The sequence below is a fragment of the Pseudomonas putida genome, from assembly GCA_029953615.1.
In the GTDB taxonomy this organism is placed as follows: Bacteria; Pseudomonadota; Gammaproteobacteria; order Pseudomonadales; family Pseudomonadaceae; genus Aquipseudomonas.
Map to the genome: position 1 here is coordinate 3,638,967 of CP124529.1, position 26,615 is coordinate 3,665,581.

General features: G+C 63.5%; 27 protein-coding genes and 2 pseudogenes. 16 read left to right on the forward strand and 13 right to left on the reverse strand.

Going from position 1 to position 26,615, the window contains the following annotated elements; all coding sequences use genetic code 11:
- Positions 1-62 precede the first annotated feature (62 nt).
- Positions 63-2,640: pseudogene (gene mutS / locus QIY50_16690) on the reverse strand (DNA mismatch repair protein MutS).
- 300 nt (positions 2,641-2,940) lie between these two features.
- Here mutS and QIY50_16695 point away from each other — a divergent pair.
- The 4 genes from QIY50_16695 to recX all read left to right on the forward strand — a co-directional run bounded on the left by QIY50_16695 (position 2,941) and on the right by recX (position 5,829).
- Positions 2,941-3,594: a hypothetical protein gene (locus tag QIY50_16695; protein ID WGV19053.1), complete on the forward strand. Its 654-nt coding sequence runs from the start codon at positions 2,941-2,943 to the stop codon at positions 3,592-3,594.
- Positions 3,595-3,683: 89 nt separating this feature from the next.
- Complete coding sequence (locus QIY50_16700) at positions 3,684-4,166, forward strand: CinA family protein (protein WGV19054.1); 483 nt, start codon at positions 3,684-3,686, stop codon at positions 4,164-4,166.
- A 103-nt stretch (positions 4,167-4,269) separates the two neighbouring features.
- Positions 4,270-5,337 (forward strand): recombinase RecA, encoded by a 1,068-nt coding sequence (recA, locus tag QIY50_16705; GenBank protein ID WGV19055.1) that lies wholly within the window; start codon positions 4,270-4,272, stop codon positions 5,335-5,337.
- 21 nt (positions 5,338-5,358) lie between these two features.
- A complete protein-coding gene (recX, locus tag QIY50_16710) occupies positions 5,359-5,829 on the forward strand; it encodes a recombination regulator RecX (GenBank protein ID WGV19056.1) in 471 nt (156 codons plus the stop codon).
- Between the two features lie 204 nt (positions 5,830-6,033).
- Here recX and QIY50_16715 read toward each other — a convergent pair whose 3' ends face one another.
- The gene (locus tag QIY50_16715) at positions 6,034-7,152 is read right to left on the reverse strand and encodes an LOG family protein (protein ID WGV19057.1); all 1,119 of its coding nucleotides are present in this window, start codon (positions 7,150-7,152) and stop codon (positions 6,034-6,036) included.
- A gap of 161 nt (positions 7,153-7,313) precedes the next feature.
- On the opposite strand from QIY50_16715, the gene QIY50_16720 reads away from it, so the two are divergent.
- Positions 7,314-7,523 carry a hypothetical protein gene (locus tag QIY50_16720; protein ID WGV19058.1) on the forward strand — a complete coding sequence of 70 codons (210 nt, stop codon included), beginning with the start codon at positions 7,314-7,316 and terminating at the stop codon, positions 7,521-7,523.
- Between the two features lie 14 nt (positions 7,524-7,537).
- Here QIY50_16720 and QIY50_16725 read toward each other — a convergent pair whose 3' ends face one another.
- Positions 7,538-7,957, reverse strand: coding sequence for a quorum-sensing-regulated virulence factor family protein (locus QIY50_16725; protein WGV19059.1), 420 nt, complete (start codon positions 7,955-7,957; stop codon positions 7,538-7,540).
- A gap of 222 nt (positions 7,958-8,179) precedes the next feature.
- On the opposite strand from QIY50_16725, the gene QIY50_16730 reads away from it, so the two are divergent.
- The 3 genes from QIY50_16730 (at position 8,180) to QIY50_16740 (ending at position 10,058) form a co-directional block, all read left to right on the forward strand.
- The gene (locus tag QIY50_16730) at positions 8,180-8,890 is read left to right on the forward strand and encodes a tRNA-uridine aminocarboxypropyltransferase (GenBank protein ID WGV19060.1); all 711 of its coding nucleotides are present in this window, start codon (positions 8,180-8,182) and stop codon (positions 8,888-8,890) included.
- 78 nt (positions 8,891-8,968) lie between these two features.
- Positions 8,969-9,619 (forward strand): response regulator transcription factor, encoded by a 651-nt coding sequence (locus tag QIY50_16735; protein ID WGV19061.1) that lies wholly within the window; start codon positions 8,969-8,971, stop codon positions 9,617-9,619.
- A gap of 73 nt (positions 9,620-9,692) precedes the next feature.
- Positions 9,693-10,058: a diacylglycerol kinase gene (locus QIY50_16740; protein ID WGV19062.1), complete on the forward strand. Its 366-nt coding sequence runs from the start codon at positions 9,693-9,695 to the stop codon at positions 10,056-10,058.
- Here QIY50_16740 and finR read toward each other — a convergent pair.
- Positions 10,055-10,981 (reverse strand): LysR family transcriptional regulator FinR, encoded by a 927-nt coding sequence (gene finR, locus QIY50_16745; protein WGV19063.1) that lies wholly within the window; start codon positions 10,979-10,981, stop codon positions 10,055-10,057. The two genes, QIY50_16740 and finR, sit on opposite strands and share 4 nt — an antisense overlap.
- A gap of 121 nt (positions 10,982-11,102) precedes the next feature.
- Here finR and fpr point away from each other — a divergent pair, with 121 nt between their 5' ends.
- Positions 11,103-11,882, forward strand: a complete 780-nt coding sequence (gene fpr, locus QIY50_16750) for a ferredoxin-NADP reductase (GenBank protein WGV19064.1) — start codon at positions 11,103-11,105, stop codon at positions 11,880-11,882.
- Positions 11,883-12,007: 125 nt separating this feature from the next.
- Here the strand turns inward: fpr and QIY50_16755 are convergent, their stop codons facing one another.
- Both QIY50_16755 and QIY50_16760 read right to left on the reverse strand, forming a co-directional pair.
- Positions 12,008-12,502 (reverse strand): SprT family zinc-dependent metalloprotease, encoded by a 495-nt coding sequence (locus QIY50_16755; GenBank protein ID WGV19065.1) that lies wholly within the window; start codon positions 12,500-12,502, stop codon positions 12,008-12,010.
- A gap of 131 nt (positions 12,503-12,633) precedes the next feature.
- A complete protein-coding gene (locus tag QIY50_16760; GenBank protein ID WGV19066.1) occupies positions 12,634-13,233 on the reverse strand; it encodes a Yip1 family protein in 600 nt (199 codons plus the stop codon).
- 262 nt (positions 13,234-13,495) lie between these two features.
- On the opposite strand from QIY50_16760, the pseudogene ttcA reads away from it, so the two are divergent.
- Together ttcA and QIY50_16770 are read left to right on the forward strand one after the other, a co-directional pair.
- Positions 13,496-14,321, forward strand: a pseudogene (ttcA, locus tag QIY50_16765) (tRNA 2-thiocytidine(32) synthetase TtcA).
- Positions 14,322-14,325: 4 nt separating this feature from the next.
- Positions 14,326-14,997: a DNA-3-methyladenine glycosylase I gene (locus QIY50_16770; GenBank protein ID WGV19067.1), complete on the forward strand. Its 672-nt coding sequence runs from the start codon at positions 14,326-14,328 to the stop codon at positions 14,995-14,997.
- Between the two features lie 102 nt (positions 14,998-15,099).
- Here QIY50_16770 and QIY50_16775 read toward each other — a convergent pair whose 3' ends face one another.
- Genes QIY50_16775 through arsC form a run of 3 tightly spaced genes read right to left on the reverse strand, consistent with a single transcriptional unit; the run spans position 15,100 to position 16,461 of the window.
- Positions 15,100-15,513 (reverse strand): DUF2069 domain-containing protein, encoded by a 414-nt coding sequence (locus tag QIY50_16775; protein WGV19068.1) that lies wholly within the window; start codon positions 15,511-15,513, stop codon positions 15,100-15,102.
- Positions 15,506-16,111: an NAD(P)H:quinone oxidoreductase gene (gene wrbA / locus QIY50_16780; GenBank protein ID WGV19069.1), complete on the reverse strand. Its 606-nt coding sequence runs from the start codon at positions 16,109-16,111 to the stop codon at positions 15,506-15,508. Before wrbA ends, QIY50_16775 begins: the two co-directional genes overlap by 8 nt.
- Complete coding sequence (gene arsC, locus QIY50_16785; protein ID WGV19070.1) at positions 16,108-16,461, reverse strand: arsenate reductase (glutaredoxin); 354 nt, start codon at positions 16,459-16,461, stop codon at positions 16,108-16,110. The genes wrbA and arsC overlap by 4 nt, the downstream gene beginning before the upstream one ends.
- Before the next feature lie 85 nt (positions 16,462-16,546).
- Between arsC and QIY50_16790 the strand changes: the two genes are divergently transcribed.
- The gene (locus QIY50_16790; GenBank protein WGV19071.1) at positions 16,547-17,011 is read left to right on the forward strand and encodes a TlpA disulfide reductase family protein; all 465 of its coding nucleotides are present in this window, start codon (positions 16,547-16,549) and stop codon (positions 17,009-17,011) included.
- Positions 17,012-17,136: 125 nt separating this feature from the next.
- On the opposite strand, the gene QIY50_16795 is transcribed toward QIY50_16790, so the two are convergent.
- The 4 genes from QIY50_16795 to QIY50_16810 form a co-directional block, all read right to left on the reverse strand.
- Positions 17,137-17,541 (reverse strand): META domain-containing protein, encoded by a 405-nt coding sequence (locus QIY50_16795; protein WGV19072.1) that lies wholly within the window; start codon positions 17,539-17,541, stop codon positions 17,137-17,139.
- Positions 17,538-17,975, reverse strand: a complete 438-nt coding sequence (locus QIY50_16800) for a hypothetical protein (GenBank protein ID WGV19073.1) — start codon at positions 17,973-17,975, stop codon at positions 17,538-17,540. The genes QIY50_16795 and QIY50_16800 overlap by 4 nt, the downstream gene beginning before the upstream one ends.
- Positions 17,976-18,006: 31 nt before the next feature.
- Complete coding sequence (locus QIY50_16805; GenBank protein WGV19074.1) at positions 18,007-18,996, reverse strand: 2-hydroxyacid dehydrogenase; 990 nt, start codon at positions 18,994-18,996, stop codon at positions 18,007-18,009.
- A gap of 63 nt (positions 18,997-19,059) precedes the next feature.
- Positions 19,060-21,813: a response regulator gene (locus QIY50_16810; protein ID WGV19075.1), complete on the reverse strand. Its 2,754-nt coding sequence runs from the start codon at positions 21,811-21,813 to the stop codon at positions 19,060-19,062.
- Positions 21,814-22,006: 193 nt separating this feature from the next.
- Between QIY50_16810 and QIY50_16815 the strand changes: the two genes are divergently transcribed.
- From QIY50_16815 to rlmD, 4 genes are all read left to right on the forward strand, one after another.
- Positions 22,007-22,726, forward strand: a complete 720-nt coding sequence (locus tag QIY50_16815; GenBank protein ID WGV19076.1) for a response regulator transcription factor — start codon at positions 22,007-22,009, stop codon at positions 22,724-22,726.
- A gap of 3 nt (positions 22,727-22,729) precedes the next feature.
- On the forward strand, positions 22,730-24,121 hold the full coding sequence (locus tag QIY50_16820; protein ID WGV19077.1) for a sensor histidine kinase: 1,392 nt from the start codon (positions 22,730-22,732) through the stop codon (positions 24,119-24,121).
- 159 nt (positions 24,122-24,280) lie between these two features.
- Positions 24,281-25,180: a cysteine synthase CysM gene (gene cysM / locus QIY50_16825; protein WGV19078.1), complete on the forward strand. Its 900-nt coding sequence runs from the start codon at positions 24,281-24,283 to the stop codon at positions 25,178-25,180.
- A complete protein-coding gene (rlmD, locus tag QIY50_16830) occupies positions 25,181-26,539 on the forward strand; it encodes a 23S rRNA (uracil(1939)-C(5))-methyltransferase RlmD (protein WGV19079.1) in 1,359 nt (452 codons plus the stop codon). It abuts the gene before it with no gap.
- Positions 26,540-26,615 lie beyond the last annotated feature (76 nt).

Below are 26,615 nucleotides of genomic sequence, written 5' to 3' on the forward strand. Positions count from 1 at the left end.
AGGCTAATAACCTGCAGCACCAGCAAACCGCGGCGGATTCTACCAGCTTGTAATGGGCGCCGTTATAACAGGTTCTTTAGTTGATATAGCATTTCGATAGCTTGACGCGGGGTCATATCGTCCAGCTGTAGCTTGCCCAGCTTCTCGATGGCCGGGTGTGGCAGGCTGGCGAACAGGTCGCTCTGGTGCGGGACCTGTGGCTCGCCCTTGGCTTTTTGGGCCGGCGGTTGTTCATGCGGCAGGCTGGTGGTTTCCAGCCGCGCCAGGTGTTCACGGGCACGCTGGATGACGGCCGATGGCACACCGGCCAGCTGCGCCACGGCAAGGCCGTAGCTCTGGCTGGCAGGGCCAGGCAGTACGTGGTGCAGGAACACGATGCGTTCGTTGTGCTCGGTGGCGTTCAGGTGCACGTTGGCCACCAGCGGCTCGCTTTCCGGCAGCACGGTGAGCTCGAAATAGTGCGTGGCGAACAGCGTGTAGGCACGCAGCTGGGCCAGGCGCTCGGCTGCGGCCCAGGCCAGCGACAGGCCGTCGAAGGTGCTGGTACCGCGGCCCACTTCGTCCATCAGCACCAGGCTTCGGTCGGTGGCATTGTGCAGGATGTTGGCGGTTTCGCTCATCTCGACCATGAAGGTCGAGCGGCCGCCGGCCAGGTCGTCACTGGAGCCGATGCGGGTGAAGATGCGGTCGACCAGCGACAGTTCGCAGCTGGCAGCCGGCACGAAGCTGCCGATGTGTGCCAGCAGCACGATCAGGGCGGTCTGGCGCATGTAGGTAGACTTACCGCCCATGTTCGGGCCGGTAATGATCAGCATGCGCGTGCTGTTGTCCAGGCCCAGGTCATTGGCCACGAACGGTGTGGTCAATACCTGTTCCACCACCGGGTGACGGCCCTGCTCGATTCGCAGGCACGGCTCGTCGACGAAGCGCGGGCAGTTCAGGTCCAGGTTCAGCGCACGTTCGGCCAGGTTGCTGAGCACGTCCAGTTCGGCCAGGGCGGCGGCGCTGTCCTGCAGCGGTGCCAGGTGACTGATCAGGGTTTCCAGCAGGGCATCGTAGAGCATCTTCTCGCGGGCCAGGGCGCGGCTCTTGGCCGACAGCGCCTTGTCCTCGAACGCTTTCAGCTCCGGGGTGATGAAGCGCTCGGCGCCCTTGAGGGTCTGGCGGCGGATGTAGTCGCCCGGGGCCTGCTCGGCCTGCTTGGTCGGTAGCTCGATGAAGTAGCCATGCACGCGGTTGTAGCCGACCTTGAGGTTGGCCAGGCCGGTACGGGCCTTTTCCCGGGCTTCCAGGTCGATCAGGAACTGGCCGGCGTTCTCGCTGATCGCCAGCAGTTCGTCCAGTTCGTTGTCATAGCCGGCCTTGAGTACGCCGCCATCGCGGATTACCGCTGGCGGGTTGTCGATGATCGCCCGCTCCAGCAGGCTGGCCAGTTCGGGGTAGGTGCCGGTAATGGCGGCCAGGCGCGCCAGGTGCGGTGCCTCCAGCTCGGCCATGGCGTTCTGCAGTTCGGGCAGCGCGCCCAAGGCGTCGCGCAGGCGTGCCAGGTCGCGTGGGCGGGCGTTGCGCAGGCCGATACGGGCGAGAATCCGCTCGATATCGCCAATTTCCTTGAGCTGCGGCTGCAGCTTCTCGAAGCGGTAACCGTCGAGCAGGCAGCGGATCGAGTCCTGGCGTGCCTGCAGCACCTTGAGGTCGCGCAGCGGGCGGTTCAACCAGCGGCTCAGCAAACGGCTGGCCATGGCGGTCTGGCAGCGGTCGATCACCGATTGCAGGGTGTTGTCACGGCCGCCGGCAAGGTTGATGTCCAGCTCCAGATTACGGCGGCTGGCGCCGTCGAGGATGACCGTGTCGTCCAGGCGTTCATGGCGCAGGCTGCGCAGGTGCGGCAGGGCGGTGCGCTGGGTTTCCTTGGCGTAGATCAGCAGGCAGCCGGCGGCGCCGATGGCCAGGGTCAGCTTGTCGCAGCCAAAGCCCTTGAGGTCCTTGGTTGCGAACTGTTGGCACAGGGCCTTGCGCGCCGAGTCGCGGTCGAAGTCCCATGTGGCGCACGGCGACGGGCCCCAGGGCGTTTCTCGGCAGGCAGGTCGCGCGGCCAGTCGTCGGGGATCAACAGCTCGACCGGGTTCAGGCGCTCGAGCTCGGCCAACAGGTTTTCCCAGCCCTTGATCTCCTGCACGCTGAAGTTGCCGCTGGTGATGTCCAGCACGGCCAGGCCGAACAGGCGCTCGTCTCCGAGCAGCGCGGCAATCAGGTTGTCGCGACGCTCGTCGAGCAGGGCCTCGTCGCTGACCGTGCCGGGGGTGATGATGCGCACCACCTGGCGCTCCACCGGGCCCTTGCTGGTGGCGGGGTCGCCAATCTGCTCGCAGATCACCACCGATTCGCCGAGCTTGACCAACTTTGCCAGGTAGCCTTCCAGCGAATGGAACGGAATCCCGCACATGGGGATGGACTGGCCGGCCGACTGACCGCGCGCGGTCAGGGTAATGTCCAGCAGTTTTGCGGCTTTCTTTGCATCTTCGTAGAAGATTTCGTAGAAGTGCCGCCCATGCGGTAGAACATCAGCTGGTCCGGGTGCTGGTTTTTCAGCTTCCAGTACTGCTGCATCATTGGAGTGTGTGCGGAGAAATCGGAGATTGCTTTATTCATCAAGGGCTTAAAAAGTAGGTCTCAATGTTGTGGGGCAAACTGGGGCGTTCCGTGTTGCATGCGCGACGCCGAGACCCACCGGATTTTTCAAGCCGCATAGGTTAACACGGCTGCCGGGCAGGCAGTACCTGCAAGTCCGGCGAGTGTGTCGGGATGCACTGAAGGCATTTGACATCATGGTGCGCCCATGGAGAATTTGCGCTTTTGCCGATCGGGGATGGCTGCCTTACGTATTCGCACTGGCCCGCGCCCCGGTAAACAGTTATTGCAACCAGGTTGATCAGTGTAGTGAGCGCAATTCGTTTTGATGTAGATGCGGTTTTTTGTATTTCCCTCGACACGCGCGCTGACCGGCGCACGCTGTTCCGCGAAACCATCGGGCGGCAGCTCGACAATGCAGTGCATTTTCATGTCGTCGAGAAAAACAGCGACCCCAAGCGCGGTTGCTACGAATCGCATCAGCAACTGGCCCGTCATGCGCTGGACAACGGTCTGGATCGAATCCTGATCTTCGAAGACGATGCCAAGGCCTATGAGTTCAAGCCTTCGCAAGTGCGCTGGGTAAACCGCTTCATGCAGAAGCGGCCCTTCGAGGCCTTGCACCTGGGCTATTCCATGGGGCGAACCTGGTTGACCTGGTTCCCGTTCATCGCCCGCGGGCGGGTGGTGGCGCTGCATGCCTATGTGCTGTCGCGCGAGGGCTGTCGGATCTTGGCAGAGACGCCCTACGATGGCACCCCCGTGGATGTGGTGGTCAAGCACAGGATTCGCCAGCATTGCGTGTTCCCCATGATGTACCGCCAGCACGCCGCGGCCGTGGCCGGTAGCGACCTGGAACAGGTGGTGCGCAATGAGGACGAATGGTGGGAGCGCAATTGGGCCAAGCACCGTCGTTCACCGATGAAGAACATCTGGCGGACCGTGCTGCGGCTGAGTTTCTGATGGGTGTGGGCTTCAGGCGGCAAAAATCCGGTGGCGAACTCCTCACCCCCAAAATGCTAGGGTAGAGGGCAACCGTCAAGGAGCCCGACATGGACCCTATCACCACGCTTGCCACCCGCCTGGGTGAACACCTGCGCCGCTTCAACGCGCAAGTGACCACCGCCGAATCCTGCACCGGCGGCGGCATCGCCGAGGCCATCACCCGTGTGCCCGGCAGCTCGGCCTGGTTCGAGGCCGGTTATGTGACCTATTCCAATACCCAGAAAACCCGTCAGTTGGGAGTGCCCGCGGCGTTGTTCGGCCAGGTTGGCGCAGTCAGCCAGGAAGTGGTTGAAGCCATGGTCCGCGGCGCCCAGGCCGCCAGCGGCGCGCGCTTTGCCGTGGCGGTGAGCGGCGTGGCCGGGCCGGACGGTGGTTCGCCGGCCAAACCGGTCGGTACCGTGTGGCTGGCCTGGGGCGACGGCAGCCACATATTCAGCGAACGCCGCCAGTTCGACGGCGACCGCGAGGCGGTGCGCCGACAGACGGTGATCGCCGCGTTAGACGGCTTGTTACAGCTTGGTGCCGAGTAAATCGACGACAGGGGTTTGCGCGGGCGCTTGCCTGTGGAATAATACTGGCTACTTATACAGGTATTCCGGCCGTCAGGGCCAAGTCGAACACGTGAGGATTTCAATGGACGACAACAAGAAGCGCGCCTTGGCTGCGGCCCTGGGTCAGATCGAACGCCAATTCGGCAAAGGCGCCGTCATGCGCATGGGCGACCACGAGCGCCAGGCTATCCCTGCCATCTCCACCGGCTCGCTGGGCCTAGACATCGCCCTGGGCATCGGCGGCCTGCCAAAAGGCCGTATCGTCGAGATCTACGGTCCGGAATCGTCGGGTAAGACCACGCTGACTCTGTCGGTCATCGCCGAAGCCCAGAAAAACGGCGCCACCTGCGCCTTCGTCGACGCCGAGCACGCCCTCGACCCTGAGTACGCAGGCAAGCTGGGCGTCAACGTCGACGACCTGCTGGTTTCGCAGCCGGACACCGGCGAACAGGCCCTGGAAATCACCGACATGCTGGTGCGTTCCAACGCTGTTGACGTGATCATCGTCGACTCCGTGGCTGCCCTGGTACCGAAGGCCGAGATCGAAGGCGAGATGGGTGACATGCACGTGGGTCTGCAGGCACGCCTGATGTCCCAGGCGCTGCGCAAGATCACCGGTAACATCAAGAACGCCAACTGCCTGGTCATCTTCATCAACCAGATCCGTATGAAGATCGGTGTGATGTTCGGCAGCCCGGAAACCACCACCGGCGGTAACGCCCTGAAGTTCTACGCCTCGGTGCGTCTGGATATCCGCCGTACTGGCGCGGTCAAGGAAGGCGACGAGGTGGTGGGTAGCGAAACCCGCGTCAAGATCGTCAAGAACAAGGTCTCGCCGCCGTTCCGTCAGGCCGAGTTCCAGATCCTCTACGGCAAGGGTATCTACCGTAACGGCGAGATCATTGACCTGGGTGTTTCCCAGGGCCTGGTCGAGAAGTCCGGTGCCTGGTACGCCTATCAAGGCAACAAGATCGGTCAAGGTAAAGCAAACGCTGCCAAGTACCTGGCTGAGAACCCTGCCATTGGTGCCGAGATCGAGAAGCAGATTCGCGAGAAGCTGCTGACTGCTGGTGCTGTCGCGGCTGCTGGTAAAGCTGCTGCTGTCGAAGCCGATGCCGACGACATGGCCGACGCTGACGCCGGTTATTGATTGCGCGGTAGATAGCCGAACATGTCCGCCGTACTCGACACCCCCGTCGCCATCCGGCGGACAGCCATGGACCTGCTCGCGCGACGTGAGCACGGTCGCGTCGAGCTGACGCGCAAGTTGCGTCAGCGCGGCGCTTCGGACGAGCTGATCGAACCTGAGCTCGATCGACTCACCGAAGAAGGGCTGCTTAGCGAAGCCCGCTACCTCGAAAGTTTCATCAGATACCGCTCCAGCTCCGGCTATGGCCCTGCGCGCATTCGCGAAGAGCTGGGCCAGCGTGGTTTGGCGCGTGGTGATATCGAGCAGGCGCTGCGCGAGAGCGAGGTGGACTGGGGCGAGCGCATACGGGACGTATGGCAGCGCAAGTTTGCTGGTCAGCGCCCGCAGGATCCGCGCAGCCGTGCCCAGCAGACCCGGTTTCTGGCGTACCGGGGTTTCCCCATGGACATGATCGGCCGCTTGCTCAGTGGGCGGGATATCGACGACTACTGAAGAGTGGGCCGCTTTGCGGCCCTTCGCGGGCTTGCCCGTTCCCACAGGTTTGAGGCGATGTATCAGACAGTGCGTCGCTCCTGTGGGAGCGGGCAAGCCCGTGAACACCGGCGCAGCCGGTGCCATACACCGCGTTGGATTCTTCGCGGCGGTTCGACGCCTCGATGAGCCCGCTCCCACAAGATGCGCGGACTAATGTCACGATCAACTGACCTTCAATGCCTCCCTGGCCCGCTGCGTGGTATGCATGGGTTGCGGCTTGGCCCAGTTCTCCGGCAGGTTGATGAAGTCCACCAGCTCGCGCAGCCTGCCCTGATCCCGGCCATTGAAGGCAAATGACAAACGGGTCAGGTGGCTGAAATTGCCCACTTCGTGCTCGGCGCTGCTATCAGGTTGCTGGTGATACTTGCCACTCAGGCGCAAGTCGGCAAAGCCTTCCTGGATGTCATACAGCGCCGCCTCGCTGAGCGGGTGCTGCATGCGGATCACGAACTGGTTTTTCAGCCACCGGCTGGAGTGGTAGTTGCTGTAGAACTGGTTGATTTCCTCCACTGCCTCGTCAGCGCTGTGCACCAGGCGCAACAGTTTCAGGTCGCTGGGGAGGATGTAGCGGTTTTCCTCCAGTTGGCTGCTGATGAAGTCCAGGCAGTCGCGCCAGAAGCTGCCGCCTGGCGAATCCAGCAGCACCACCGGTACCAGCGGGCTCTTGCCGGTCTGGATCAGGGTCAGCACCTCCAGCGCTTCATCCAGGGTGCCGAAACCGCCTGGGCACAGCACCAGGGCATCGGCCTCCTTGACGAAGAACAGCTTGCGGATGAAGAAAAAGTGGAACGGCAGCAGCTTGTCGGTGCCGTCCACCGTGGGGTTGGCATGTTGTTCGAAGGGCAGGGTGATGTTGAAACCCAGGCTGTGGTCGCTGCCGGCGCCTTCGTGGGCAGCAGCCATGATACCGCCGCCGGCGCCGGTGATGACCATCAGGTCGGAGCGCGCCAGGGTTGCGCCCAGTTCGCGGGCCAGGGCGTACATCGGGTGTTCCAGCGGGGTGCGCGCCGAGCCGAACACGGTTACCTTGCGTCGGCCCTTGTAGCGTTCCAGGGTGCGGAACGAATGGTCCAGTTCGCGCAGGGCCTGAAGAGTGATCTTGGCGCTCCAGCGGTCGGTGTCGTCATGGGCCATGCGCAGGACGGTCAGCATCATGTCGCGGTACAGCGGCAGGTTGGGGCTGTTCGGTGCCACCAGTTGCAATTGTGCGTCGATGTTGCTCAGGTCGATGTTGTTGTCGCGGAAGTGGCTGAACAGCAGTTCACTCGATTGGTAAGGCATGCAACGTCTCCTTCTGCACCAATACCTCTGACCTCAATCTAGACCCTCGCGCTCAATTGTGCCGGGCTGTTCGGCACAGCCGCTCGTCGGCATGCAGCCACGGCGAGTACGGGTTTGGTTAACTGGTTAAAGCGAAACGTGTCGATGCAGGAGGTGGCGGTATGCATCGCTTGGTCATCGAAGTGGACCGGCAGCTTTACGAGCAGCTGGAGAATGCGGCCCAGATGCATCACCTGAGCCTGGAGGCCGAGTGCCGGCGCAGGTTGTCGGGCCTGGAGTGCCAGTCGTGCTACCTGCAGGCGCTGCTGGCAGAGATGCGCGCCGATGCCGCTGAAGGGCGCTGGCGCGCCCGTGAAGACGAGAAGGCGTAGCGATTTGAGGTTGGTTACTTCTTCTTGTTGCCGGCCACGCAGCTGGCATTGTCGAACGCCTGGTCCATGATCGGCTGGTTGCTCTTGTATACCGTGAAGCGGTAGACCATCACCGCGCCTTTGGACATCAGGTTGCGGAAACCGCTGTTGCGGCAGACGCTGTCACCCAGCTGGCTGCGTACCTGTTCGGGGTTGGCCTGCATGCGCGCAGCATGCTCCTGGCGCACGCTCAGGTGGTTGACCAGCGCCTTGCCTTCCACTGTGTAACCTTGGTCGAGGATGTCCTCGTTGATGGCTCGCGGGGTGCCGACACTGCTCTCTTTGGCAACCTTCTGCAGCATGTTGTTCAGGTCGTATTCCTGCTTGGAAGCCGCCTGGGCTGCCAGGGGCAGGGCGAGCAACAGGCTCAGGGCGGGGACGATACGGCGCAGCATGAATCTCTCCTGGTTCGATGACTGGCGCTTTGACATGCGCGGGTCGACGGCGTTCCCTGAAAATCGCGCAGGCGCGAGGCTGGGGGACGGTAAAAACAGCGATTATAGGGACCGCGCCGCCACCTGCACAGCAATTGCCCCCTGTTCTGGTAGACTGGTGCCCTTAGTTTTCACCCGAGTCATCCTTGTGTCCATTCCCAACCTGTCCAGAGGCCTGCCGGCATGAGCCATGCGGTAGCGCACCTGCGCGCCGAACGCCTGGCGCGCAGCAACAAGCCCTTCATCGCCCGTGGTTCGCGTGCCGAGCGCTGCCCAGATTGCCGGGTCATCGCCACGCATTGCCTGTGCGCCTGGAAGCCCCGGGTGCAGGCCGAGTCCGGGATGTGCCTGCTGATGCATGACACCGAGCCGCTGAAGCCCACCAATACCGGCTGGCTGATCGCCGACCTGATCGAGGACACCTCGGCCTTCGGCTGGCTGCGCACGTCGGTCGACGAACGCTTGCTGGCCTTGCTGGACGACCCGCGCTGGCAGCCGTACATCGTCTTCCCCGGCGAATTCGTTGCCCCGCAGCGGGTGGTCAGCGAGGTGGTGCGCGAGCCAGGCAAGCGCCCGCTGTTCATCCTGCTGGATGCCACCTGGACCGAAGCACGCAAGATGTTCCGCAAAAGCCCGTACCTTGACCGCTTCCCGGTTTTGAGCCTGCAGGCCGAGCAGATGTCCCGCTACCGCCTGCGCCGCTCCAGGCGCGACGATCACTTCTGCACCGCGGAAGTCGCGGCCATGTGCCTGGAGCTGGCCGGTGATACACGGGCTTCGCAGGCGCTGGACGCCTACCTGGATGTGTTCAGCCTGCATTACCTGAGCGGCAAGCGGCGCCTGCCGCTGGACGAGCAGGACGACACCCACCAGCGTTTGCATACCTTCCTATAGTCCAAGGGGCACAACCCCTGCTTTGGTTCATAATGACCCTTACCCGAGTGCCCGACACAGAACAGGATCCCCAGATCGATGGCCACTTACGAAATCCTGATTGCCGATGACCACCCGCTGTTCCGTGGCGCTTTGCGCCAGGCCGTTACCCTCGGCCTGGGCCCGGATGTACGCCTGGTTGAAGTCGCCAGCATTGCCGAACTGGAAACCCGCCTGAGCGAAAAAGCCGACTGGGACCTGGTGTTGCTGGACTTGAACATGCCGGGTGCCTACGGTTTTTCCGGGCTGGTGTTGCTGCGCGGGCAATACCCGCAGATCCCAGTGGTGATGGTATCGGCGCAGGAAGAGGCCGCAGTGGTGGTCAAGTCCCGCGAGTTCGGCGCCAGTGGCTTCATTCCCAAGTCGAGCACCCTGGAAGTGATCCAGGATGCGGTGCGCAAGGTGCTCGATGGCGAGGTCTGGTGGCCGCCGCAGGCGTTCGAAAAGGTCGATGTCTCGGCCGAGGCCAAGGCTGCCAGCGAAGGCCTGGCCAGCCTCACGCCGCAACAGTTCCGCGTGCTGACCATGGTCTGTGAAGGCTTGCTGAACAAGCAGATCGCCTATGAGCTGAACGTCTCGGAAGCGACCATCAAAGCCCACGTGACCGCGATCTTCCGCAAGCTGGGTGTGCGTACCCGCACCCAGGCCGCGTTGCTGCTGCAACAACTTGAATCGGTTGCCAGTAGCTGAGTGCACCTGGCTTCACGCTTTTTTGACCCGAGCCGGTCTAGTCTGCTGGCCTTTCCGTTGTGAAGTGACTCACATGACATCGCCATTCAAGGGCCAGACCGGCCTCAAACGTATCTTCAACGCCGCTGGCTATTCGCTGGACGGCCTGCGTGCCGCTTTCAAGGGCGAGGCCGCGTTCCGCCAACTGGTGCTGCTCAATGTGCTGCTGGTCCCGATCGCCTTCTGGCTGCCGGTCAGCCGTGCGGAGCGGGCGATCATGATCGCCGTTTGCCTGTTGGGCTTGATCGTCGAACTGTTCAACTCGGCTGTGGAGGCCGCGATCGACCGCATTTCGCTGGAGCGTCACCCGCTGTCGAAAAATGCCAAGGACATGGGCAGCGCCGCGCAACTGGTGGCACTGACCATGGTGGCGCTGGTGTGGGGTGTGATCCTGCTTTAAGCGATCGGTGGCAAAACGATTTCGTCACTGCGGGTAAAGCCCGCGGTGAAGTTGCGGCATAGCTCAAGAAACTCACGCATGGCCGAGGTCTGGTACTTCTGTTTGTGCCAGATGAAGTAGAACTGACGCATCAGGTCCAGCTCCGGGGTTTCCACCGGTACCAGGCTGCCACGGCGGAAGGCGTCACGCAGGGCCAGGCGTGAAATGCAACCGATGCCCAGGCCCGACTCCACCGCGCGCTTGATTGCTTCGGTGTGTTCCAGCTCCAGGCGGATATTGAGGTTGGCGCGGTGGTGGCGCATGGCCTGGTCGAAGGTCAGACGCGTGCCCGAGCCCTGTTCGCGCAGGATCCAGGCTTCTTGCGAGAGGTTTTCGATATCGGCACGGCCCAGCTTGGCCAGCGGGTGCTGCGGGGCGCAGAACACTACCAGTTCGTCTTCGACCCACGGCTGCACTTCCAGGTCCGGGTGGTTGCAGTCACCTTCGATCAGACCCAGGTCAATTTCGTAGTGCGCGACCTGTTGCACAATATGTGCAGTGTTCTGTACATGCAGCTTTACCTGGCTTTCCGGGTGGGTCTGCATGAAGCTGCCGATCAGCAGGGTGGCCAGGTAGTTGCCGATGGTCAACGTGGCACCGACCGACAGCGAACCGAAACCGGACTTGCCGTTGAGCAGGTCTTCGATTTCCTTGGCCTGGTCGAGCAGGGCTACCGCTTGTGGCAACAGTTGATGGCCCAGGGCGTTGAGGGCCAGGCGTTTGCCGGCACGGTCGAACAACTGGCAGCTCGATTGCCGCTCCAGTTCGGTGATGGAGGTACTGGCGGCCGACTGCGACAAGGCCAGCAGGCTAGCGGCCCGAGAGACGCTTTGGTGCTGGGCCACGGCAACGAAGACTTGCAGTTGACGAAGTGTAAATCGCATATCGATATAACCGATAACACATATCTTGATAATCCAGTTAACAGATATTGTCGCTGCCCCTAAACTATCGCGCAACTGCGCGTCTTGCGCGCGCCGCGTCTTTCTTCAGGAGCCCCATTAGATGAGCAACATGAACCACGAACGTGTCCTCAGTGTTCACCACTGGAACGACACCCTGTTCAGCTTCAAGTGCACCCGCGACCCGGGCCTGCGCTTCGAGAACGGTCAGTTCGTGATGATCGGCCTGCAACAGGACAACGGCCGTCCGCTCATGCGCGCCTATTCCATCGCTTCGCCGAACTGGGAAGAGCACCTGGAGTTCTTCAGCATCAAGGTGCCGGACGGCCCGCTGACCTCGCAGCTGCAGCACCTGAAGGAAGGCGACGAGATCATCATCAGCAAGAAGCCTACCGGTACCCTGGTACTCGACGACCTGAACCCGGGCAAGCACCTGTACCTGCTGAGCACCGGTACTGGCCTGGCGCCGTTCATGAGTGTCATCCAGGACCCGGAAACCTACGAGCGCTTCGAGAAAGTGATCCTGGTGCACGGCGTGCGCTACGTGAACGAAGTGGCCTACCGCGAGTTCATCACCGAGCACCTGCCGCAGAACGAGTTCTTCGGTGAGTCGGTTCGCGACAAGCTGATCTACTACCCGACCGTGACCCGCGAACCGTTCGAGAACCAGGGCCGCCTGACCGACCTGATGCGTAGCGGCAAACTGTTCAGCGACATCGGCCTGCCACCGATCAACCCGCAGGACGACCGCGCGATGATCTGCGGCAGCCCGAGCATGCTCGACGAGACCAGCGAAGTGCTGGACAGCTTCGGCCTGAAGATCTCCCCGCGTATGCGCGAGCCGGGTGATTACCTGATCGAGCGTGCCTTCGTCGAGAAGTAAGGCGCAGGTTGATGCAAAGAAGGCGACCCTCGGGTCGCCTTTCTTGTGCCTGTCATTCGTGAACAGCCTGTTCCGGCCCTTTCGCGGACTTGCCCGCGAAGAGGCCAGTGCTGGCAACTTACAATCTATTCGACGCGCGTCTCGCCGCTATACACCAATATCTCCCGACACCGCTTGCACAGGTAACGCCGCCCCTGGCGCACCAGCTTGTGCCGCTGTGCGGTAAACGGGAAGTCGCTCTGCGGGCACGGGCAGCGGTAGATGTAGCGGGTGGCCACGCGCCGTTGCACTTCGTAGTTGTGGCAACGGTTGGGCGGCAGTTCATACACCCCCCGCATGATCAGCTGCCACTCCTCGCCATGGGCCTGGATACGGTCGCCGAACAGCTGGTGGGCCACCAGATGTGCCACTTCATGGGCCACGGTCTGGCGCAGGAAGTCTTCCTGGTTTTCCCGGTAAAGCTGCAGGTTGAAGCGCAGCAGGTTCTGGTGCAGATGGGCGACCCCGGCTTTTTGCCCGCGTAGCTTGAAGCTGACTTCCGGGCGCGGGAAGGGGCGTTTGAAGAAGGTTTCGGCTTGCTGGTAACAGGTTTCGACGCGTTGTCTGAGCAGCTCGGGCATGGCGGGATGGTTCTCCTGACCGGGCATTATGCCGCAACCCCGGGCAGCCTGCCGAGCCACCGGTCAGTGCACAGCCAGAGGCCGCCTTGCGGCGGCCCCTGGTTGATGCCCCAGTGTTGGTCGAGTCTGTTCTAGTTGGTATAGACGGGCCCCACGCCCAGTCCCCAGATGATCACCGTGGCGGCCATGATCGCCACCAGTACTACAAGGCCCACCGCCAGCACCGAGCTGGAGAACAGGAAGCCTTCGTCGGACGGTATGTTCATGAACGTCGGCAAACCGACGTACAGCAGGTACACCGTGTAGCAGATGGCGGCAGTGCCAATCAGCATGCCCAGCCACAGGTGCGGGTACAGCGCCGCCAGGCCGCCGATGAACAACGGGGTGGCGGTGTAGGTGGCAAAGGCGATGCACTGCGCCATGGATGGGTTGGCATCGTAGGTGCGGGCCATCCAGTGGATGAACGCCCCCATCACTGCCACCCCGGCAAGCATCGCCAGGTACGACATGATGCTCATCCAGATGGCGCTTTCCATGGTCAGCATCACCGCTGGCCGGTCGCCGATTACCCAGCCGACCTGGGTCGTACCGATGAACGCCGAAACGGCGGGGATCGCAGCCAGGATCAGGGTGTGCGTCAGGTACATGTGGCTGATGGTTTCTTCTTCGCCACGAATTTCCCGCCATTCCTGGTCGGGATGGGTAAACAGCCCCACAACGTGATGAATCATGCCGATCACTCCTCTCAATGTTGCCAAACGCCCCCCAGATGGAGCGCAAGCGGCCCTACGCCCGAACACCGAAGCAAGCGGTAATGTGGCCTTATGTCGCAGTATAGGAAGCCGTTACCCGCATAAACCGTGCTTTTTAGAGCAAATTGCGCTGTAAGGCGCGCTGTTGATTACAACGAAGTCTTTATCGGAATGCCTACAGCGCCGCCGCGTTTGTGCGTAAAATAGCCGGCTTTTGTCACACCTCGCGGATCCAAGCGCTATGGGCACCCTCTCGGTCAACCAGAACAAACTGCAAAAACGCCTGCGTCGTCTCGCCGGCGAAGCCATCACCGACTACAACATGATCGAGGATGGCGACAAGGTCATGGTCTGCCTGTCCGGCGGCAAGGACAGCTACACCATGCTCGATGTTCTGCTGCACCTGCAGAAGGTGGCACCGATCAAGTTCGAGATCGTCGCGGTGAACATGGACCAGAAGCAGCCAGGGTTCCCCGAGCATGTGCTGCCGGCCTACCTCAAGGAACTCGGTGTCGAGTACCACATCGTCGAGAAGGATACCTACTCGGTGGTCAAGGAGCTGGTGCCCGAGGGCAAGACCACCTGCTCGCTGTGCTCGCGTCTGCGCCGTGGCACCTTGTACACCTTCGCTGACGAAATCGGCGCGACCAAGATGGCGCTGGGCCACCACCGCGACGATATCGTCGAAACCTTCTTCCTCAACATGTTCTTCAACGGCGCGCTCAAGGGCATGCCGCCGAAGCTGCGCGCCGATGATGGCCGCAACGTGGTGATCCGCCCGCTGGCCTACTGCCAGCGAAAAGGATATCCAGGCCTACTCGGACATGAAGGAATTCCCGATCATTCCGTGCAACCTGTGCGGTTCGCAGGAAAACCTGCAGCGCCAGGTGGTCAAGGACATGCTGGTGGAGTGGGAGCGCAAGCACCCGGGGCGTACCGAGAGCATCTTCCGCGCCTTGCAGAACGTGGCACCGTCGCAGTTGGCCGACCGCAACCTGTTCGATTTCACCAGCCTGAAGATCGACGAAAACGCCACCCCGCGCTTCCTTGACGTGCTGAACATCTGAGCCCATGCGCGATTACCAGTGGTTGCACGAATACTGCCTGAACCGCTTCGGCTCGGCCCAGGCGCTGGAGGCCTTTCTGCCGCAGCCGCGCACGCCGGCGCAGCTGCGTGATATCAGTGACGACCGCTACCTGTCGACCTTGGCTCTGCGCGTGTTCCGCGCCGGGCTCAAGCACAGCCTGGTGGATGCCAAGTGGCCAGCTTTTGAGCAGGTATTCTTCGGCTTCGACCCGGAGAAGGTGGTATTGATGGGCGCCGAGCACCTCGAGCGGCTCATGCACGACGAGCGCATCATCCGCCACCTGGGCAAGCTCAAGAGCGTGCCGCGCAATGCGCAGATGGTGCTTGATATCGCGAAGGAGAAGGGCAGCTTTGGTGCGTTCATCGCCGACTGGCCGGTGACCGACATCGTCGGCTTGTGGAAGTACCTGGCCAAGCACGGTAACCAGCTGGGCGGGTTGTCCGCGCCGCGCTTCTTGCGCATGGTCGGCAAGGACACATTCATCCCTACCGATGACATGGCGGCGGCGTTGATTGCGCAGAATGTGATCGACAAACAGCCGACCAGCCAGCGCGATCTGGCCTTGGTGCAGCAGGCGTTCAACCAGTGGCATGCCGAGAGCGGGCGGCCGCTGTGCCAGTTGTCGGTGATGCTGGCGCATACCGTCAACCATTGAGATTTGTGTTGGCCCCTTCGCGGGCATGCCCGCTCCCACAGGTACAGCGCCGGCCTCATGTGTGGCTCGAACCCTGTGGGAGCGGGCAAGCCCGCGAAGAATCTAACTACCTTCGCCCGCCATGCGCCGCTCATGCTGGAACTTCCAGCGCACATACAGCAGCCCGGCGATGAACAGCCCCAGGCTCACCAGCACTTCTACCCAGCCAAACACCGCCCGCGCCGGGTCGAACGCCGCCAGCACACCCTTGATGAAATAGATATTCACCACGAAGCAGGTCCAGGCATGTGCCCGGGCGCTGCCTGCCAGCATGCCCGGCAGCAACAGCAGCAATGGCACCAGTTCGATCGCCAGGATCACCTCGACCCGCGCCCCGTGCAGGTTGGCGAACCACAGGTTGTTCACCACCAGCAGGGCGATCAGGCCAAAGAAGAACGCCAGGCTCAGTGCCCGCGTCAGGCGCAGGCGCGGTGCCAGCCACTCCAGCGTCGGCAATACCTTGGGCTTTTTAGCCACGTGTGGCCTCCAGGGCCTTGGCGGTGGTCGCCAGGCGTTGGCCAAGGGCGCGGCACAGGGTGATTTCGTGTTGGTCGAGCTCGCGCTTGCCATCGGCGCCAGCATGATGGCTGGCGCCATACGGGGTGCCGCCGCCACGCGTCTCGAGCAGTGCCGACTCGCTGTACGGCAGGCCCATCACCAGCATGCCGTGGTGCATCAGGGGCAGCATCATCGACAGCAGGGTGGTTTCCTGGCCACCGTGCAGGCTGGCGGTGGAGGTGAACACGCCGGCCGGCTTGCCGACCAGCTCGCCGCTCAGCCACAGGCTGCTGGTACCATCCAGGAAGTACTTGAGCGGCGCCGCCATGTTGCCGAAGCGGGTCGGGCTGCCCAGCACCAGGCCGGCGCAGTGACGCAGGTCGTCCAGGGTGGCGTACAGCGCGCCACTGGCCGGGATGTCCGGGGCGACTGCTTCGCATTCCGTGGAAATCGCCGGCACCGTGCGCAGGCGGGCTTCCATGCCGGCCAGCTCAATGCCGCGGGCGATGTGCCGGGCCATCTCGCTGGTCGAACCATGGCGGCTGTAGTACAGCACCAGGATGTAGGGCTGGCTCACGGCAGGATCTCCAGTACTTTCTCGGGCGGGCGGCCGACCACGGCCTTGTCACCGGCGACCAGGATCGGCCGCTCGATCAGCTTGGGGTGCCGGGCCATGGCTTCGATCAGTTGTGCGTCGGTCAGCGCCGGGTCGGCCAGGTTCAGATCCTTGTACTCGTCCTCGCCGGTACGCAGCAACTGGCGCGGGGCGATGCCCAGTTTGCCGAGCAGGGCCGTGAGGGTGGCGACGTCGGGCGGGGTTTCGAGGTAGCGCACGACGGTCGGCGCCAGGCCGCGGGCTTCGAGCAGTTCCAGGGCGCCGCGGGATTTCGAGCAGCGCGGGTTATGATAGAGCGTGAGGTCGGTCATGTCGGGTCGCATCCAGCAGGGTGTGGCGGCTATTCTAACCGCAGCGACTGACCAATTTGCTTTAAAACTCGAGAAGGATTGACCCATGGCAAGGCGTCTGGCAGCAGTACTGGCCATCACCGCGAGCCTGTTGCTCGGTGGTTGCGGTGCCGATTATGGCGTGGACCAACACGGTAATACGGTTAAGGCCGAACAGATCGATGGGCACTGGCTGGTGCTCAATTACTGGGCCGAATGGTGCGGGCCGTGCCGTACCGAAATCCCTGAGCTGAACGCGGCAGCCAAGCAGTGGGCGGCCGACGGAATCAAGGTGGTGGGGGTGAACTTCGATGGCTTGCAGGGGCAGGAGCTGAAGCAGGCGGCCGAAACCTTGGGCATCGCTTTCACCGTATTGGCGCAGGACCCGGCCGAGCGCTATGACCTGCCACGTAGCGAGGCATTGCCGGTGACCTACATCATCGATGACAAGGGCAAGGTGCGGGAACAGCTGATGGGCGAGCAAACCCAGGAAGGGCTGCAGGCCAGGATCAAGGCCCTGAAGGGCGCCTGAAGTCAGCCTGTACCGGCCATATCGCCGGCAAGCCAGCTACCACAGGTACTGCGCAGGGTTCATATGCTGTGCGGTACCTGTGGGAGCTGGCTTGCCGGCGATAGGGCCGGTACAGGCAATAGCGATCAGCCTTCCTCAGGCCAGAAGCGCAGCGGCTTGCCTTCGGCCGGCCAGAAACGTACCTGCTCGATCGGCGACACATCCCAGCGCTGCACTGTTTCCAGCGCCTGCAGGAAGCGCTTTTCCTGCTCCATCAACGCCGGCGCGCAGAGCTTGCGGGTCTTGCCGACCTTGCCGAAGCTCAGGTGCTCGCCGTCCAGTGTGTACGGCGCGAACCAGTGGTTGCAGCCACCGTTGCCATAGGCACGGCCATCGCTGGCCAGGGTCAGGGTCAGGTGGCTGTAGTCGATCAGTGGCCGTTCGCCAATCCACTCCAGCACGTAGCTGCGCTCCTGCTGCAGCCTGGAAGGTTCTGCGGCACAGCCGAGCAGGCCGGTGGCAATCAGCAAGCCGGTCAGCAGATTCTTCACTCGGCGGCCTCCTGGCAACGCGGGCACAGGTGTTTTTCGCCATGGCTGGCCCAACCCAGCTCGGCAACGCGGGCGCTGGCGGCAGGCTGGCGGGCTTTCTTGCCCAGCTTGGCGTCCACGGCGAACTCGAAGTCCAGCACGGCGTCGCAGCTGTCGCAGGCGACCTGCCAGGTGAGGATTTCCAGCTCGTTGAATACCGGGCCGCTGGCCACTGCAACCCACTGGCCGCGCGGGTTGATCAGGTGACGCACGCTCTCCACTGTCAGGCGCATGGACAGGTCTTTGCTGCCCTTGAGGGTAACCAGCAGGGTGTCGCCTTTATGCATCGAACCGCCATTGCCAGTGACCTGGTAACGGCCCGGCACCAGTGCACGGCACTCGATCAGGGTGTGTTGCGGGTTGAAAAGGGTGTAGCGGAAATCGTGCTCGACCATGGGTCCTCCAGAAATGCCGCGTATCCTAGCATTAACCCATTACCAGATTCTGTGGATTGCCTGCCGCCCAGCGGTTGATGTTGTCCAGCGTGGTCGCGGCGATGGCATCCAGTGCCTCGCGGGTAAGGAAAGCCTGGTGGGCGGTGATGATCACGTTGGGGAAGGTCAGCAGGCGGGCCAGTACGTCGTCCTGCAGTGGCAGGTCGGAACGGTCCTCGAAGAACAGCTGGGCTTCTTCTTCATAGACGTCCAGGCCCAGGTAGCCGAGCTGGCCGCTCTTCAGCGCGTCGATCAGCGCCGGGGTGTCGACCAGCGCGCCGCGGCCGGTGTTGATCAGCATGGCGCCGGGCTGCAACTGGGCCAGGCTTTGCGCATTGATCAGGTGCCGGGTGTGTTCGGTCAGCGGGCAATGCAGGCTGATGATGCGGGCTTCGCGCAGCAACTCGGGCAATGGCAGGTAGCGCGCGCCCAAGGCCAGCAGTTCGGGGTTGGGGTAGGGGTCACAGGCAAGCAACTGGCAGCCGAAACCGGCCATGATGCGAGCGAAGGCGGCGCCGATCTGGCCGGTACCGACCACGCCGACGGTCTTGCCGTGCAGGTCGAAGCCGGTGAGCCCGTGCAGAGTGAAGTCACCCTCGCGGGTGCGGTTGTAGGCCCGGTGCAGGCGCCGGTTGAGAGCCAGGATCAGCGCCACGGCGTGTTCAGCCACGGCATGTGGCGAGTAGGCCGGTACACGCACCACGGCCAGGCCCAGGCGTTTCGCGGCGGCCAGGTCGACGTGGTTGTAGCCGGCCGAACGCAGGGCGATAAGGCGCGTGCCACCGGCAGCCAGGCGTTGCAGGACTGCGGCGTCGAGTTCGTCATTGATGAAGGCGCAGACGACTTCGTAGCCATCGGCCAGGGCGGCGGTGTCGAGGGTCAGTCGGGTGGGCTGGAAATGCAGGTCCAGGGTTGTGCCGCTGGCGGCCCGGGTGAAGCTTTCCTGGTCGTAATGCTGGCTGCTGAACAACAGGGCGCGCATGGTGGGGCTTCCTTTGCAGTGGTTTGGGGATTGTAGCCAGCGGGTTGAAAGGGGCCGGTGAGGTCAGGCGCTCAATCTGGCCTGGGCAGCCAGCCGGTCGATAGCCGCATCCAGTTCATCCAGCGCCTGCTGCGCCTGCGGGTTGTCCTGCTTGAGCAAGGTCTCGCTACGCTGACAAGCTGCACGCAACTGCGGCACGCCGCAATAGCGCGAGGCGCCGTTCAGGCGGTGCACCTGTTCGATAAGCCCGGTGCGGTCGTCAGCCTCGCGCGCGGCGCGTATGGCTTCGCGGTCGGCATCCAGTGAGGCCAGCAGCATGCTCAACATGTCGGCGGCCAGGTCTGGCTTGCCTGCCGCCAGGCGCAGGCCTTCGTCGGGGTCGAGTACCTTCAGTTCGTCGTTGTTGGCCAGCTGCTCGGCGTGTGCTTGCTGCGGTGTGCCCAGGCTCAGGCCGGTCCATTTCATTACCACCTGGACCAGTTGCCGTTCGCTGATCGGCTTGGTCAGGTAGTCGTCCATGCCACCGTGCAGCAATGCGCGTTTCTCGTTGGCCATGGCGTGGGCGGTAAGGGCGACGATTGGCAACGGATTGCCGCTTTGGGTGTTTTCCCACAGACGGATCTGCTCGGTGCAGGCGCGGCCGTCCATGCCGGGCATCTGCACGTCCATCAACACCAGGTCGAACGGCTCGTCCTGCACCGCCTGCACCGCCGCATAGCCGTTGTCGACGGCCAGCACTTCGGCACCCAGGTCTTCGAGCAGGGTCTGCACCAGCAGCAGGTTGGCGGCATTGTCGTCGACGCAGAGGATCTTCGGCTGGCGCTGGCCGTTGATGCTGGTCACCTCGCCCTGCGGGCGGCGCGGCTGCACCAGTTCCAGCAACAGGCGGCGCAGTTTGCGCGTGCAGGTCGGCTTGGACAGCAATTGGCCATGGCCGTTGGGCAGGTACGGATGGTAAAGCGCCTGCTCGGTGGTCGGGCACAGCACTACACACTGGCAATGGTAGCGTTCGAGCTGCTGGTGGTAACGGCCCAGTTGCTCCGGCGACAGGCTGCCCAGGTTGGCCCCGAGCACGGCGAAGTCGAACGGCAGAGCGGCTTGGCTGGCGGCCTGCACGCCCTGCAGCAACTGGTCGTAGGAGGCGAACAGGCTAACGCTGAGGCCGCAGTCTTGCAGTTGGTGTTCCAGTGCCTGGCGCGCCAGTTCGTGGCCATCGACGATGGCCGCGCGGCGGCCCAGCAGCGGTTGCAGCGGCATCTCCTCGACACCGTCGTGGGCCTTGGGCAGGTTGAGGCTGATCCAGAACTGCGAACCCTCGCCCGGGGTGCTGTCGACGCCGATTTCGCCGCCCATCTGCTCGATCAGGCGCTTGGAAATCACCAGCCCCAGGCCGGTGCCGCCGGGCTGGCGGGCCAGCGAGTTGTCGGCCTGGCTGAAAGCCTGGAACAACGTACGCACATCCTGCGGCGACAGGCCGATGCCGGTGTCCTGCACGCTGATGCGCAGCTGCGCGCTGTCTTCGTGCTCGTCTTCGAGCATGGCGCGCACGACGATGGTGCCTTCGCGGGTGAACTTGATGGCGTTGCTGACCAGGTTGGTAAGGATCTGCTTGAGCCGCAACGGGTCGCCAATCAGCGACGACGGGGTATCGCGGTAGATCAGGCTGAGCAGCTCCAGCTGCTTGGCGTGGGCGGCCGGGGCGAGGATGGTCAGGGTGTCCTGGATCAGGTCGCGCAGGTTGAACGGGATGCTGTCGAGCACCAGTTTGCCGGCCTCGATCTTGGAGAAATCGAGGATCTCGTTGATGATCCCCAGCAGGTTGTCGGCGGATTTCTCGATGGTGCTCAGATAGTCCAGCTGGCGCGGTGTCAGCTCACTTTTCTGCAGCAGGTGGGTGAAGCCGAGGATACCGTTGAGCGGGGTGCGGATTTCGTGGCTCATGTTGGCCAGGAATTCCGACTTGATACGGCTGGCCTCCAGGGCTTCCTTGCGCGCCATGTCCAGCTCGATGTTCTGGATCTCGATGGTTTCAAGGTTCTGGCGCACGTCCTCGGTGGCCTGGTCGATGCTGTGCTGCAGCTCTTCGTGGGCATTGTGCAGGGTTTCGGCCATGCGGTTGATGCCGCGCGCCAGTTCATCCAGCTCATGGCTGCCCATGGCCGGCAGGCGTTCCTCGAGGTGGCCGTCCTTGAGCTGGTTGACTGCGTGCTTGATACGCTTGATGGGGTCGTTGATGGTGCGGCTCATGCGCAATGCCAGCAGGCCGCTGAGCACCAGGCAGGCGAGGATCAGCAACAGGCTGGTGAACAGGTTGCGGTAGCCGCGCAGCAGGGTGCCGTCGTGGGACAGCTCGATCTCGACCCAGCCCAGCAGGCGTTCGGCTTCGGCCGGTACGGCATCGGTGGCCAGGTCGCGGTGGTGGCCGAATACCGGCATCAGGTAGCGCGTGGCATCATTGCCGCTGCGTTGCAGCAGCTGGGTGCCGGTGCCGCCGCTGGGCGGCTGATTGAGCATGCTCGGGCCGGCGTGGGCCAGGCGCGTGCGGTCCGGGGCCAGGAAGGCGACGGCACGCACATCGGCCTGCTCCAGGGTCTGCGCGGCAATGCGCTCCAGTTGCGCCGGTGCCAGCCTGGCCATGGCGGGCGCGGCCAGTGGTGCCAGTTGCTCGGCGATCATCTTGCCGCGCTGCAGCAGTTGGGTGCGCAGGTCGTTCTGCTGCAGCCAGGTGAAGTAACTACCCAGCACCACGGCCATAAGGCCGGCTGGCAGCAGGGCCAGCAGCAGGACCCGACTGCGAATTCCCAAGCGATCGAGCACACTCGCCTCCTGTCACGTGCCTGGACGCCGTCAAGCGCTGACGGCCAAGCCGGGAAGTTACTCCGCCTGTTGCGCTATTGCACCTTTTTAGTCGGTGTTTTGCACCGTTGCAGGGGCCTTGGTCGCAGGGCGGTTGCCTGGCAGGCGCGGGATGCTCAATAATCGTGTAATTGAGAATGCATGGCAGTTGCTAATGAATCCTGTGTCTATTCACAGCTCCAATATCCTCGCCATCGAGGATGACCCGGTCCTCGGTGCCTACCTGCACGAAGAATTGCAGCGCGGCGGTTTCCAGGTGACCTGGTGCCGCAACGGCCTGGAGGGCCTGGAAACGGCAGGGCGCCAGGCGTTCGATGTGGTGCTCATGGACATCCTGCTGCCCGGGCTCAACGGTCTGGATGCCCTGGCGCAGTTGCGCAAGCGCAGCGCCACGCCGGTGATCCTGATGTCGGCGCTGGGCGCCGAGGCCGACCGCATCAGCGGTTTCCAGCGCGGTGCCGACGACTACCTGCCCAAGCCATTCAGCATGGCCGAGCTGCAGGTGCGCATCGAGGCTATCCTGCGGCGCGTGGCCCTCGAGCGGCGCCATCAGGCCCCGCAGGTGCAGGCCGCCAGTGGCGACTTGCACTATGACGAGGCGCTGTGCGACGTGCGCCTGGAGGGTCGCCTGGCCGGCCTGACCCCCAGCGAGTTCCGCCTGCTCGACATCCTCAACCGCAACCTCGACGAAGTGCTGAGCAAGCCGTTCCTCTACCAGCAAGTACTGCAGCGAGGCTATTCGCGGCACGATCGCAGCCTGGACATGCACGTCAGCCAGATCCGTCGCAAACTCAAGGACATCGGCTATCACGAACGGCAGATCCGCACCGTGTGGGGCAAGGGCTACGTGCTCAGCGTCGGCGAGGTGGAGTGACACATGCTCGACCGCCATTCGCTGTTCTGGAAGCTGGCGATCCTGTTGGTGGGCTTCTGCCTGCTGATGATCGGCCTCAGCTACACCTGGGGCCGGCACATGGAAACCCGGAACGCCTTCCTCTCGGAGCCGGCGCGGCAGGCCTTGCGTGGTTATGCTGCCGAGGCCGAGCAGGCCTGGCGCAGTGGCGGGCGGGCCGGGCTGGACAGGTGGGTGGCGGCGATGCACCAGCGCGAACGCGGCTGGGTTGGCGTGCTCGACTTCAACCTGCAGCCGCTGGATAGCGCCACTCTCGACCCCCGGATCATGCAGCGGCTGACCCGCCTGCGCGGTGTCGACTGGCCGATGAGCCGGCGCAGCGTCGAGCAGCCGTGGCTGCGCATACCGTTCCCGGGGGCGCCGGAACAGGGCATGTTGGTGATCGAACTGCCGCAGCGCTTCAACCCCGGCCAATACCGCATGCTGTGGCGCATCGTCACCAACGGCATCATCCCTGGCCTGTTCACCTTGCTGTTGTGCGTGGGCCTTTACCGCATGCTGATCGTGCCGTTGAACCAGTTGCGCGAGCAGGCCAATGCCTGGCGCGCCGACCAGTTGTCGGCGCGCCTCGACCCACGCACCATCGCCCGGCATGACGAGCTGGGCGAACTGGCTCGAGCCTTCGACCAGATGGCCGAGCGCCTGCAGGGCACGGTAGCCATGCAGCAGCAGTTGCTCCGTGACCTGTCCCATGAAATGCGCACGCCACTCAGCCGGCTGCGGGTGGCTTGCGATGGCGAAACCGACCTGCAGCGCCTGCGTGACCGCCTGACGCGGGAAGTGGACTGCATGCAGCAACTGGTCGAGGACACGCTGCAACTGGCCTGGCAGGACGCTGAACGTGCGCCGATGAATCTGGAGCCGATCGAGGTACAGGCGCTGTGGGAGCTGCTGGCCGAGAATGCCAGCTATGAAAGCGGCTGGGCACTGGCGCGGCTGCGATGCGAAGTGCCGGCCGACTGTTGGGTGCAGGGCAACCTCAATCATCTGGCCCAGGCGCTGGAGAACCTGTTGCGCAATGCCATTCGTCATTCGCCGGCCGAGGGAGTGGTGCGCCTCGGTGGGCAGCGTGAAGGCGGGTACTGGAGGTTGTGGCTGGAAGACGAGGGCGGTGGCGTTGCTGAAGAAGACCTGGAGCGGATCTTTGCACCGTTCTCGCGGCTGGACGGTTCGCGGCCCGGCGATGGCGGTTTCGGCCTGGGGCTGAGCATCGCCCGTAGTGCCATCCAGCGCCAGGGCGGCACCTTGTGGGCGCAGAATGGCAAGCATGGGCTGCGGTTGTGCATGAGATTGCCGTTACATGTGCCGGCCCCTTCACGGGCATGCCCGCTCCCTCAGGTTCAGCATTTATCTTGAATGCAGCGCAATCCCTGTGGGAGCGGGCGTGCCCGCGAAGAGGCCGGTACAGGTTATCGATATAGCTTGTAGCTATATTCACCACAGATTGCGTGATATGGCCGAGAAGGGTTTGCCGGTATGATAGGCACCCCTGCCGACCGGATTGTGAAATACGCCATGACCTTGCAGTACCCAACCATCGCCGATTGCGTCGGCAATACGCCCCTGGTTCGCCTGCAGCGCATTGCTGGCGAAACCAGCAACACCCTCCTGCTCAAGCTCGAAGGTAACAATCCCGCCGGCTCGGTAAAGGACCGCCCGGCACTGTCGATGATCACCCGCGCCGAACTGCGCGGCCAGATCAAGCCCGGCGACACCCTGATCGAAGCCACCTCCGGCAACACCGGCATCGCCCTGGCGATGGCTGCTGCGATAAAGGGTTACAAGATGATCCTGATCATGCCCGACAACTCCACCGCCGAACGCAAGGCGGCCATGACCGCCTACGGCGCCGAGCTGATCCTGGTGACCAAGGAAGAGGGCATGGAAGGCGCCCGTGACCTGGCCGAGAAGCTGCAGGCCGAAGGCCGTGGCCTGGTGCTGGACCAGTTCGCCAACGGCGACAACCCCATCGCCCACTACAACAGCACTGGCCCCGAGATCTGGCAGCAGACCCAGGGCACAATCACCCATTTCATCAGCTCCATGGGTACCACCGGTACGATCATGGGCTGCTCGCAGTACCTCAAGGAACAGAACCCGGCGGTACAGATCATCGGCCTGCAACCAATGGAAGGCTCGGCCATCCCGGGCATCCGCCGCTGGCCCGAGGAATACCTGCCGAAAATCTTCGACGCCAGCCGCGTCGACCGCGTGGTCGACATGTCGCAGCAGGAAGCCGAGGAAACCACCCGCCGCCTTGCCCGTGAAGAGGGCATTTTCTGCGGCGTGTCTTCTGGTGGTGCAGTCGCCGCCATGCTGCGCCTGTCCCGCGAGGTGGAAAATGCCACGATGGTCGCGATCATCTGCGACCGCGGCGACCGTTACCTGTCCACCGGCCTGTTCGATCCGAGCTAAATGTCCAAGAAAAAAAGCAACAGCGGCCTGCGCTTCCAGCCAGCCGGTGGCAACCGCAGCCCCCAGGTCCCGGTGGGCAAGAAGCAGCGCCTGGAAATCGAGCGCCTTGCCGGTGACGGCCGGGGTATCGCCTTCCACGAGGGGCGCACCTGGTTCGTCAGTGGCGCCCTGGCCGGTGAGGCCGTGGAGGCGCGGGTGCTCAATGCCCGTGGCAAAGTGGTCGAGGCCCGCCTGGAGCGCCTGCTGCAGGCCAGCCCCGAGCGCCGTCAGGCACCGTGCCGCTATTACGAGCGCTGCGGCGGCTGCAACCTGCAGCACCTGCCGCACGAAGCGCAGCTGGCGCTCAAGCAGCGCACCCTTGCCGAGCAGTTGCAGCGCGTGGCCGGCGTGCAGCCCGACGAGTGGGCCGCACCGCTGAGCGGGCCGGAATTCGGTTACCGACGCCGCGCCCGCGTGGCCGTGCGCTGGGACATCAAGGCCCGCCAGCTGGAGGTCGGCTTCCGCGCCGAAGCCAGCCAGGACATTATTGCCATTGACGATTGCGCGGTGCTGGTACAGCCCTTGCAGTCGATTCTGCGCCACTTGCCGACCGTGCTGCGCTCGCTGAGCAAGCCGCAGGCGCTGGGCCATGTGGAACTGTTCAGCGGCACCGCCGAGGCGCTGTTGGTGCGCCATGTCGCGCCGCTGCCCGCCGAAGACCTGGCCAGGCTGCAGGCGTTCTGCGAGCAGGCCAATGCCCAGCTGTGGCTGCAGGGTGAAGGGGAGCCGGCGCCAGTGGATCCGGCTGCGCAACTGGGCTTTGCCCTGGCGCCGTGGCAGCTGGAACTGGCCTGGCGCCCAGGTGACTTCGTGCAGGTGAATGCCCAGGTCAACACGGCGATGATCGAGCAGGCCCTGGCCTGGCTCGCACCGCAGGCCGACGAGCGCGTGCTGGACCTGTTCTGCGGCCTGGGCAACTTTGCCCTGCCGCTGGCTCGCCAGGCGCGCGAAGTGGTTGCCGTGGAAGGTGTGCAGGCCATGGTCGAGCGGGCCGCGGCCAACGCCCGGAACAACAATGTGCATAACGCACGGTTTTTTCAGGCCGATTTATCGCAGCCTTTGGCGGGTGCCGGATGGGCCGCCGAGGGCTTTTCTGCGGTACTCTTGGATCCACCGCGCGACGGTGCTTTCGAGGTGGTGCAAGGCATCGCCCGCCTCAAGGCCAGAAGGCTGGTCTATGTATCGTGCAACCCGGCCACGCTGGCGCGAGACGCCCAGGTGCTGGTCGGCCAGGGGTACCGGTTAAAAAGGGCCGGGATTCTCGACATGTTTCCTCAGACGGCGCATGTCGAGGCCATGGCGTTATTCGAAGCGGGCTAGCTGACTGGCCCCTTGGTGCGGCTTGCACGGAATGTTGGCCGCACGGTGATCGCCAGCGCACCTGCGTGGTGTGCTG